9 protein-coding genes are annotated in these 9,283 nt (G+C 66.1%); 7 read left to right on the forward strand and 2 right to left on the reverse strand.

Annotated elements, in window-relative coordinates; all coding sequences use genetic code 11:
• A partial coding sequence (locus AC1DO7_RS36865; RefSeq protein WP_477117277.1) for a biotin carboxylase N-terminal domain-containing protein occupies nucleotides 1-153 on the reverse strand: 153 nt, incomplete at its 3' end.
• 510 nt (nucleotides 154-663) lie between these two features.
• Between AC1DO7_RS36865 and AC1DO7_RS36870 the strand changes: the two genes are divergently transcribed.
• The 7 genes from AC1DO7_RS36870 (at nucleotide 664) to AC1DO7_RS36900 (ending at nucleotide 8,097) form a co-directional block, all read left to right on the forward strand.
• Nucleotides 664-951, forward strand: coding sequence for a DUF3303 domain-containing protein (locus AC1DO7_RS36870; RefSeq protein WP_441622103.1), 288 nt, complete (start codon nucleotides 664-666; stop codon nucleotides 949-951).
• 132 nt (nucleotides 952-1,083) lie between these two features.
• Nucleotides 1,084-2,901, forward strand: coding sequence for an alkaline phosphatase D family protein (locus tag AC1DO7_RS36875; protein WP_441622105.1), 1,818 nt, complete (start codon nucleotides 1,084-1,086; stop codon nucleotides 2,899-2,901).
• Nucleotides 2,902-3,519: 618 nt separating this feature from the next.
• Entirely contained in the window at nucleotides 3,520-3,987 is a 468-nt protein-coding gene (locus AC1DO7_RS36880; RefSeq protein ID WP_441622107.1) for a rhodanese-like domain-containing protein, read from the forward strand.
• Nucleotides 3,988-4,022: 35 nt separating this feature from the next.
• A complete protein-coding gene (gene epsC, locus AC1DO7_RS36885; protein WP_441622109.1) occupies nucleotides 4,023-4,958 on the forward strand; it encodes a serine O-acetyltransferase EpsC in 936 nt (311 codons plus the stop codon).
• On the forward strand, nucleotides 4,955-5,218 hold the full coding sequence (locus tag AC1DO7_RS36890) for a helix-turn-helix domain-containing protein (RefSeq protein ID WP_441622111.1): 264 nt from the start codon (nucleotides 4,955-4,957) through the stop codon (nucleotides 5,216-5,218). The genes epsC and AC1DO7_RS36890 overlap by 4 nt, the downstream gene beginning before the upstream one ends.
• 121 nt (nucleotides 5,219-5,339) lie before the next feature.
• A complete protein-coding gene (locus AC1DO7_RS36895; protein WP_441622113.1) occupies nucleotides 5,340-6,272 on the forward strand; it encodes a family 2A encapsulin nanocompartment shell protein in 933 nt (310 codons plus the stop codon).
• Nucleotides 6,247-8,097, forward strand: coding sequence for a family 2A encapsulin nanocompartment cargo protein cysteine desulfurase (locus AC1DO7_RS36900; RefSeq protein ID WP_477117275.1), 1,851 nt, complete (start codon nucleotides 6,247-6,249; stop codon nucleotides 8,095-8,097). The genes AC1DO7_RS36895 and AC1DO7_RS36900 overlap by 26 nt, the downstream gene beginning before the upstream one ends.
• A 287-nt stretch (nucleotides 8,098-8,384) precedes the next feature.
• Here AC1DO7_RS36900 and AC1DO7_RS36905 read toward each other — a convergent pair whose 3' ends face one another.
• Nucleotides 8,385-9,143: a LysR family transcriptional regulator gene (locus AC1DO7_RS36905; protein WP_477117276.1), complete on the reverse strand. Its 759-nt coding sequence runs from the start codon at nucleotides 9,141-9,143 to the stop codon at nucleotides 8,385-8,387.
• Between the last annotated feature and the right edge of the window lie 140 nt (nucleotides 9,144-9,283).

The raw sequence follows: 9,283 nt of genomic DNA on the forward strand, positions 1-9,283 counted from the left end.
CTCATCGGCCTTGAAGCGATGGAGCGCGAGGCGGTCTTCCTTCGAATAGATCGCCACGGTCCGGATATTCATCTCGGCAGCCGCGCGCATCACGCGGATGGAGATCTCGGAACGGTTGGCAATCAGCAGGGATTTGATCGGGGCGTAGTCCATGAGCATCAGGAAACGGTGTTGCCACAACGCATGGCAACGGAAAGTCGGAGAGAAAGCGCTTCAGGTCAAGCCGTCCACACCACGAAATTTTCAGAGGGCCCTTGATGGCAGCCCCCCTACTCGCAGGAACCGGGCCAACACGCCAAAAAACTGGCATCTCCTTGATTTTGCTGAACATTAAGAAGCAGATCCACCGCATCTATTTCACTTTTGAAATCCTGAAGTTCAGATTTGAAAACCGATGCCCGGCACGAAGAAGCTGATCCCGTTGGCTGTTGTGCAGCACGCTCTCGCCGCCATCGCGCAGGCGATGGCGGCCGCTTGTCCGGCACCAGAACTTGCTCTTGGTGATTTCGCGCTGGCTATTTCTGCTCTTTCTACAATAGTGCTAGGCGGGCGAGGCCGTCACCATGACGCCGCCCGTCCAAGGCCGTTTCTGTCATTGCATCCAAGCTCAGGCAGCGCCCGTATAACAGGCTTCAATCGGCCAAACAGCAAAGGAGGCCATCCATGAAGTTCATGCTGACATTCACTTGGGCCCCGGATACGCGAGTCCGGGAGGACATAATCGGGCGATTCCAGAAGACCGGCGGGCTCCCGCCGGCGGGCGTCACCTTGCTGGGCAGATGGACCAGGGCAGACCTGAGCGGCGGCTTCGACCTGCTCGAGACAAACGATGTGAAGCTTCTGACTGAATTCGCCTACCTGTGGAGCGACCTGATGAAGCTTGAGGTCACGCCAGTACTGGAAGATGCCGACCTCAGCGAGGTCTTCCGGACGGCAGCAAAGCCGATGTGACACGGGCGAGGGCCAGTAGAACGTTGCCCGGCGCCTGTGGCAGGTCCCGCTCGACGCGCGGACGGTCACCGGTTCCGGATGCGCCTGTAGTCCGAGCGTACCGTGCCGGGTCCGGCGCGTAACGGAGGTTGGATGAAACGCCGTCATTTTCTGAAGTCGTCGGCCTTCTTTGCCATCGCCGTTGCATCCGGTGCGCTCACGGCTTGCGGGTCCGGGCCGCCGGGCGTCGCGTCGGCGCGCAAGGGCCGATACCTGTTCCCGCAGGGCATTGCCAGCGGCGACCCGCGGGACGCGTCGGTGGTGTTCTGGACCCGCTGCGTCGCCGCGCAGGGCGACGTTGACGTGGTGCCGGTGCGACTCGACGTGTCGACACGGCCGGACTTTGCAACGACCGTCGCAAGTGTACGGCTGAGCGCATTGCGCCGCTTCGACCATACCGTTCGGGCGAAAATCATCGGGTTGTCGCCGAAGACCCTGTACCACTACCGATTCGTCGCCGGCGATGACGTGACCGGCACCGGCACGGCGCTGACGGCGCCCGGCCCGGCCGATGCCAACACCCGGGTCCGCTTCGCGTGGCTCACGTGCCAGGACTGGGGCGTCAACCACTGGCAGGCGATGACGCTGATGGCGGCCGAGACGGATCTCGACTTCGTCGTGCACGTCGGCGACTACATCTATGAGACGGTGGGTGCGCAAGCGGCCAGCCCTGCGGAACCTGCGCACCCGCCGTTGAACCTGCCCGATGGGCAGCCGATGCCGGGCGGCGGCGTCTACGCCCATACGCTGGCCGACTATCGCGCGCTATATCGAACGTACCGGACCGACCCGCGACTGCAGGACGTTCATCGCCGGTTCCCGATCATTGCAATCTGGGATGATCACGAATTCTCTGACGATGGCTGGCAGGATCATCAGGCTTACACCAATGAGGGCAAGCAGGAGACGCAACGCCGGCGCAACGCCACCCGGGCGTGGGCCGAATATATGCCGATCGACTGGAGCGATGTGGAGTTCGCTCCGGAGGATGCGTCATATCGCAACATCCGCATCTATCGCGATTTCAGCTTTGGCTCGCTGATGCAACTGATCATGACCGACGAGCGGCTGTACCGCGACGGCCAGGTGATCAGCGCACGGGCGATAGCCGAGGCTCGCGGACACGATCCCGTTCACGGCGACGACGCAGTCGGATCGCGCTACTTCGTGAAGCCTGAGGTGCTGCAACGCTTCGAAGCATTGGCTACGGCGCGGCTTGGCCGCGCTCCGTCGATGCTGGGCCCGGCGCAAACCCAGTGGTGGAAGGACAAGCTGAAGACGTCGCGCGCCACATGGAAGGTGTGGGGCAACGAGGTCATGCTGAACCGGCTGTGGGCGGCCTTGCGCACCGCGAATGGCGCATCGGAGGACCGCTTCGTCATCAATTGCGATTCGTGGGACGGCTACCCCACGGACAAGCACGACCTGCTCGCCTACCTGGAACAGGCCTCGATCCGCAACGTCATCGCCATCACGGGGGATTTGCACGCCTTCCAGTGCGGCGTCGTGCGCGGCGGGCCGACCCCCGAGGCCGGCACGCCGGTGTTGGTTGATTTCGTCTGCGCCGGCATCAGCAGCACGTCGTTCTACACCTACGTCAAGGCAGCATGGAGCGGCACGCCGCTCGCTCCACTCGTCGCCACGCCAGCGGCGTTCGACGCTTTCCTCAAGGCCAACAACCCCGATCTCCAGTACGTCGATCACGACGCACAAGGATACGCATCGGCGACCGTCACCCAGGAAAGCTTCTCTGTCGTATTCAACAAGGTGAAGCGGCTGAACAGTGACGGCTCTGCGCCAGACCATGCGCTACTCCATCGCACCAGATTGACGGTTCTCAAGGACTCGACCAAGGTACGGATAGAGACCCTGGCGAACGAGCCGAAAAACGAGCCGATAACGAGCCGATAGCGCGATCTGTCTAGCCCGGCGCGCGATGCGAAGACCGGCCGGTGGTGGCGCGGGAGACGTGGATGCCGGCTCAGGGTTCTTCTCCCGGCGAACAAGCAAGAAGGACAATCGCCATGCGCTATATGCGCCAATGGACCGCTACCCGCGGCAATCCCTGCGGCATATGCATAGGCTCAATCATTCGTTGGTCCGACGCGGCTTGCTTCATAAACTTGGTGATCGATCCAGACGCACAAGCCCTGCCTCGCCTGGCAGGCATCGACATCGCGAGGCCATCCCAATGGTCGCGGCTGTACGCAGCTGGGCTGTCTCGCCCAGATCTCAGGGCAGCCTGATCAACAACCGACGACGCCTGATCCAGCTCGTTGCGCATATCGCCGCATGCCCTGCCGGGCGGCGCGCTCCTTTCCGCTTTCCATCCCATCGGCTCGGCGCTAGTCAGAACCGGAAGGTCCGGGGCGTCTTTAGAAATGCGGATTTCTTCGTTTTCATTCCTGTTGCGTCCTTTCATAGTGTGCCTGGTGGCTATAGACAGTTGCCATCGCCCTGCAACCGTGCGCTGTGCAAGCAAGCCGGCGCAATGCTGGCGGGGGTGAAGACCTGAAGGAGGAGAACGCTATGACGACTGCACTGGAAGAACGAATCGCGCATCCCGCGCTGCAAACTGCCCACGAGCTTGCCCGCTCCGCCGGCCTGCCCTACGCCGGCACCATCTCGCCGCGACAGGCGTGGGAGCTGCTCAACGCCGGCCACGCGCTGCTGGTCGATGTGCGCTCGCAGGAAGAGCGAACCTTTGTCGGCCATGTACCCGGCAGCCTGCACGTGCCCTGGGCGACCGGCACCAGCCTGACCCGCAACCCCCGCTTCGTGCGCGAACTCGAAGCCAAGACCGGCAAGGACGCGGTGGTGCTGTTGCTATGCCGCAGCGGCAATCGCTCAGCGCTCGCCGCCGAGGCGGCCACCAAGGCCGGACTGGCCCAGGTCTACAACGTGCAGGAAGGCTTTGAGGGCGATCTCGACGAACAACAGCGGCGCGGCGGCCTGGGCGGCTGGCGCTTTCACGGCCTGCCATGGTCGCAGCAGTAGTCGCCTGACTGGCGCAACAAAAGGAGTTGTCAGCAATGGCGAACTTTGACGTAGACGAAATCGTCCAGGCCTTGCAGCAGGTTCGCCGGCAATGGCGCGAGGGCCAGCAACGCTTGCTCGAGCCGGGCGGGCGAGACCTGCCCTCACGCGAAGCACTGGCCCAGATCGTGGTGGCCCTGAAGGGCGCGCTCTTTCCGATGCGCCTCGGGCCGCCGGACCTGCGCCAGGAGAGCGAGGATCTCTATATCGGACATTCGCTCGACGCGGCGCTGCATGCGCTGCTGACCCAGGCGCGCCTGGAGCTTCGCTACACCGCCCGTCACGCCGAGCACGGCCCGCCCGAGCTCGAGACCCGCGCGCTGGCCGCGGTGCGGGACTTTGCCGCCAGCCTGCCGCAGATCCGCATCCTGCTCGACAGCGACGTGCTGGCGGCCTACCACGGCGACCCGGCCGCCGGCAGCGTCGATGAAGTCTTGCTGTGCTACCCCGGCGTGCTGGCGATGATCCATCACCGCCTTGCCCATGTGTTGTACCAGCTCGGCCTGCCACTGCTGGCCCGCATCGTGGCCGAGCTGGCGCACGCCGAAACCGGCATCGATATCCATCCGGGCGCGCGCATCGGCAGCGGCTTCTTCATCGATCACGGTACCGGCGTGGTGATCGGCGAAACCGCCATCATCGGCGAACGGGTGCGCCTGTACCAGGCCGTCACGCTCGGCGCCAAGCGTTTTCCGCGCGATGCCAAGGGCCACCTGGAAAAAGGCCTGCCGCGCCATCCGATCGTCGAGGACGATGTGGTGATCTACGCCGGCGCGACCATCCTTGGCCGCATCACGCTGGGCCGCGGCGCGGTCATTGGTGGCAATGTCTGGGTCACGCAGGATGTCGCGCCCGGTGCGCATGTCACGCAGGCGGTATCGCGCAGCGAGGGCGAGCCTGCCCGACCCTTTGCGGAGGCTGCCCTGCCATGAACGACCTTGTCCGTACGCTGGGCAGCACCGTGCGCGAGTTGCGCGAAGTCCAAGGCTGGTCGCAGGAAACACTGGCCGAGCATGCCAGCCTGAACCGCTCCTACGTGGGCGAGATCGAGCGTGGCAGCGTGATCGCATCGATCGTCACGGTGGAGAAGCTCGCGCTGGCGCTGGGGGTGCCTATCGCCTGGCTGCTTGGCGCCAGCCATGGCGCGGAGCCGGAGCTGCGGCGCCAGGCCAGTGCCGGCGGTACACGCTAGCGGTATGTCACCAGGCGGGGCAGTTTGCCGTCTATAGCCTGTTGAAGGCGGCCATGACGGCTTTGATAATCGCCCTGCTCATAACCTTCCCTGTTTTTCTCATATCAACCAGGAGTTTTACATGTCGGCATCAGCAGGCAGCCAGACCGCGCTCGGCGATAACGCAGCACGGCAACTAGCCAACGCGACCAAGACCGTTCCCCAACTCGCGTCCATCACGCCTCGCTGGCTGACGCATTTCCTGCAATGGGTCCCGGTCGAGGCGGGCATCTATCGCCTGAACAAGGTGCAGAACCCTGAAACCGTACAGGTGGCCTGCACCCAGCGTGACAGCGAGGGCCGCCTGCCCCGCACCTTCGTCGACTACGAAGAGCAGCCCCGCGAGTATTTCCTGAACGCGGTCAGCACCGTGCTCGACGTGCATACGCGCGTGTCGGACCTGTACAGCAGCCCGCACGACCAGGTCAAGGAACAACTGCGCCTGACCATCGAGACCATCAAGGAGCACCAGGAAAGCGAACTGATCAACAACCCGGACTACGGCCTGCTGGCCAACGTGGCCGAAGAGCAGCGGATCTTCCCGCTGACCGGCGCGCCCACGCCGGACGATCTCGACGAGTTGCTCGGCAAGGTGTGGAAGGAGCCCGCGTTCTTCCTCGCGCATCCGCTGGCGATCACCGCCTTCGGGCGCGAATGCACGCGCCGTGGCGTGCCGCCGCCCACGGTCAGCCTGTTCGGCTCGCAGTTCATCACCTGGCGCGGCATTCCGCTGATTCCGTCGGACAAGGTGCCGGTGGCCGACGGCAAGAGCAAGATCCTGCTGCTGCGCGTGGGCGACAAGCGCCAGGGCGTGGTCGGCCTGTACCAGCCCGGCGTGGCGGGCGAACAGGGCCCGGGCTTGTCGGTGCGCTTCATGGGCATCAACGACCAGGCCATCGCCTCCTATCTGATCTCCCTGTACTGCTCGCTCGCGGTGCATGCGCCGGACGCGCTGGCGGTTCTCGATGACGTGGAAATCGGCAAGTACCATGACTACCCTGACACCTACAAGTAATCCGGGCGCAAGCGTTCCGGCAGCACCGCAGGTGCCCGCGGGCCTGCCCGATCCTGCCGTGCTGGCGCGGCTGGCCGGGGCCTTCTTCTCGGCCTTGCCGGGCAAGCCGGCGGAACTTGCGCCCGAGCTTGCCCCAGCGCTGGCCGTGGCCGGCAATCCCGCGCCTGCCGGCTCGCCGCTGGCGGGCCCGGGCGGCACGGGCACCGGCGTGCCTGGCGCCGCCATTCCCCAAGGCAAGGTGCCAGGCGCCAACCTGGCGCCGGCGGCGCCAACCCATGTGCTGTCGCTGGGCAACCGCGCGCCAGCGCTGCTGCCTAGCGCGGCCGCGCAGAACGGCCTGCCCGATACCGTGACCAACGCGGCGCCCGCGCTGGAAAGCCGCTTCGGCGGCACCGCGCTGGGGGTGCCACCGGTCGCCGATGCTTCGCCGCGGCCGGGGCAGGCGGCGAGCGCCTATTATTTCCTCGACACTGCGGGGCTTGCGTCACGCAGCGGCCCGGGCAGCCTGGACCGCATCGCACTGCCCGACGCGAGCGGTGTGCCGCGCCTGGTACCGCAAGGCGTTGGCCACGGCGACGCCTTGCCGTGGGCGGCGGCGCCGTCGGGCGCGCCGTTCGACGTGCACGCCGTGCGCCGCGACTTCCCGATCCTGCAGGAACGCGTCAATGGCCGCCCGCTGGTGTGGTTCGACAATGCCGCCACCACCCACAAGCCGCGCCAGGTGATCGAGCGCATCTCGCATTTCTATGCGCACGAGAACTCGAATATCCACCGCGCCGCGCATGCGCTGGCGGCGCGCGCCACCGATGCCTACGAGGCCGCGCGCAGCAAGGTGCAGCGCTTTATCGGCGCCGCCTCGCCCGACGAGATCATCTTCGTGCGCGGCGCCACCGAGGCGATCAACCTGATCGCCAAGACCTGGGGGGTGAGCCATGTAGGCGAAGGCGACGAGATCATCGTCYCGCACCTGGAGCATCACGCCAACATCGTGCCGTGGCAGCAACTTGCCGCGCAGGTCGGGGCCAGGCTGCGGGTCATACCGGTGGATGATTCCGGCCAGGTACGGCTGGACGAGTACCGGCGCCTGCTCAACCACCGCACCCGCATCGTGGCKGTGACGCAGGTCTCCAATGCGCTGGGCACGGTGGTGCCGGTCCGGGAAATCGTCGAACTGGCGCACCTTGCCGGCGCCAGGGCGCTGGTCGACGGCGCGCAGTCGGTCTCGCACATGCGCGTGGACGTGCAGGCCATCGATGCCGACTTCTTCGTGTTCTCGGGGCACAAGATCTTCGGCCCCACCGGCATCGGCGTGGTCTATGGCAAGCGCGAGATCCTGGAGCACATGCCACCCTGGCAAGGCGGCGGCAACATGATCGCCGACGTCACCTTCGAGCGCACCGAGTTCCAGCCGCCACCCAATCGCTTCGAGGCAGGCACCGGCAATATCGCCGATGCGGTCGGCCTCGGTGCCGCGCTGGATTATGTGGAACGCGTCGGCATCGACAGTATCGCCCGCTACGAGCATGACCTGCTCGAATATACCACCCGGCTGCTGGCGCCTGTCCCGGGGGTGCGGCTGATCGGCACCGCGCGGGACAAGGCCAGCGTGCTGTCCTTCGTGCTCAAGGGGTATGAGACCGAGGAAGTCGGCCGCGCGCTCAATGAAGAAGGCATTGCGGTGCGTTCAGGCCATCACTGCGCCCAGCCCATCCTGCGTCGCTTCGGCGTCGAGGCCACGGTGCGCCCGTCACTGGCTTTCTACAATACGACCGGGGAAGTCGATCACTTCATTTCGGTGATCCGCCGACTTGCCGGCCGGCGCTGACGGACGCGGCCATCTGGTCCCCGCCCTCGCCCGCCGGCCTTGCCGGCTGGCGAGGGCGTTTTCGCCATGAGCAATCGCTCCCGGCGATCCCTACTTTCCATTCCTGCCGCCCGCACAGTTCGCCCGGACAGTTCGCCCGCACAGTTCGCCCGATTCGTCCAACCCGGTGATCCGGCCGCGGTGATGGAAGCGCCCACGCACGCAAGAGCGGCGCCTGTGCTTCGCCGCGACCACCACCTATCGCCGCCACATGCCTTCGCGGATCAACGCATCCGCAATCCCCGGGATCATCTGCGCCACCTGCCGCGCGGCAGCCGTAAACGGGCGCTGGCTGCTGGTGGCCAGCACGACCGATTGCCGCAAGGCGCGGTCCGACAGCGGCACGCCATCGAAGTCACCGCTCTCCAGCTCGGCTGCGACCGCGTGGTAGGGCAGCACGGAGAACGCGGCGTGGTCAAACATGACGCCGGCCTGCCGCCCACCGTGCGCCAGTGCGCCTGCAAGGCCGCGCGCCGGCCCACCAGCATCAGCGGCGTGTCGAGCAGGCGCCGGTAGCTGTTCCGGCCTTCGGCGCGGTAGCGGTTGAGCACCGCAAGGTCGATGCTGCCCTGCGTCAGCCGGGTCTCGATCTCCCCGCTGTAGCCCTCCACGATGCGCAGCCGGACCGCCGGCAGGCGCTCCTGCACGGCGGCGTAGAGCCGGCTCGACAGCAGCGGCGCCACCGCCGGCACCAGCCCGAGCGTGACCATCCCGCCGACGTTGCCCGCCTCGCCCCGCGCCGACTCCACCAGTTGCCGGGCGCCGGCCAGCAGCGGCTCGGCGTCGGCGAGCACCTGCGCGGCCAGCGTGGTCGGCCGTACGCCGCGCCCGGTGCGGTAGAACAGCGCGCCGCCGAACATCCGCTCCAGTTCGGCCACCTGCCTGCTGATGGCCGACTGCGCCAGCCCGAGCTGCGCCGCTGCCCCCGAAACGCTGCCCGTGCGCGCCACCGCCACGAAGGTCGCCAGCGCCTTGAGTGTGAGGTCCTGCCCTGCTTCCGTTTGCATGCCTTGGCTCCCGCTATCTTCCGGCGAGATACCTGCTTTCTCCTGCCGGCATTGATCGGAGGATACCGCCTCTCTATCGTTACAAGCAATGGACACCGACGAGCACCGACCACACTGACCACACTGACCCACACGAGGAG

This window comes from Cupriavidus sp. 05N40 (assembly GCF_056397305.1).

What these genes read in the sequence shown, in the direction of transcription:
- AC1DO7_RS36870 (WP_441622103.1), top strand. Translation starts at nt 664, where the DNA reads ATGAAGTTCATGCTGACATTCACTTGGGCCCCGGATACGCGAGTCCGG.
- AC1DO7_RS36875 (WP_441622105.1), top strand. Translation starts at nt 1,084, where the DNA reads ATGAAACGCCGTCATTTTCTGAAGTCGTCGGCCTTCTTTGCCATCGCC.
- AC1DO7_RS36880 (WP_441622107.1), top strand. Translation starts at nt 3,520, where the DNA reads ATGACGACTGCACTGGAAGAACGAATCGCGCATCCCGCGCTGCAAACT.
- epsC (WP_441622109.1), top strand. Translation starts at nt 4,023, where the DNA reads ATGGCGAACTTTGACGTAGACGAAATCGTCCAGGCCTTGCAGCAGGTT.
- AC1DO7_RS36890 (WP_441622111.1), top strand. Translation starts at nt 4,955, where the DNA reads ATGAACGACCTTGTCCGTACGCTGGGCAGCACCGTGCGCGAGTTGCGC.
- AC1DO7_RS36895 (WP_441622113.1), top strand. Translation starts at nt 5,340, where the DNA reads ATGTCGGCATCAGCAGGCAGCCAGACCGCGCTCGGCGATAACGCAGCA.
- AC1DO7_RS36905 (WP_477117276.1), bottom strand. Translation starts at nt 9,143, where the DNA reads ATGCAAACGGAAGCAGGGCAGGACCTCACACTCAAGGCGCTGGCGACC.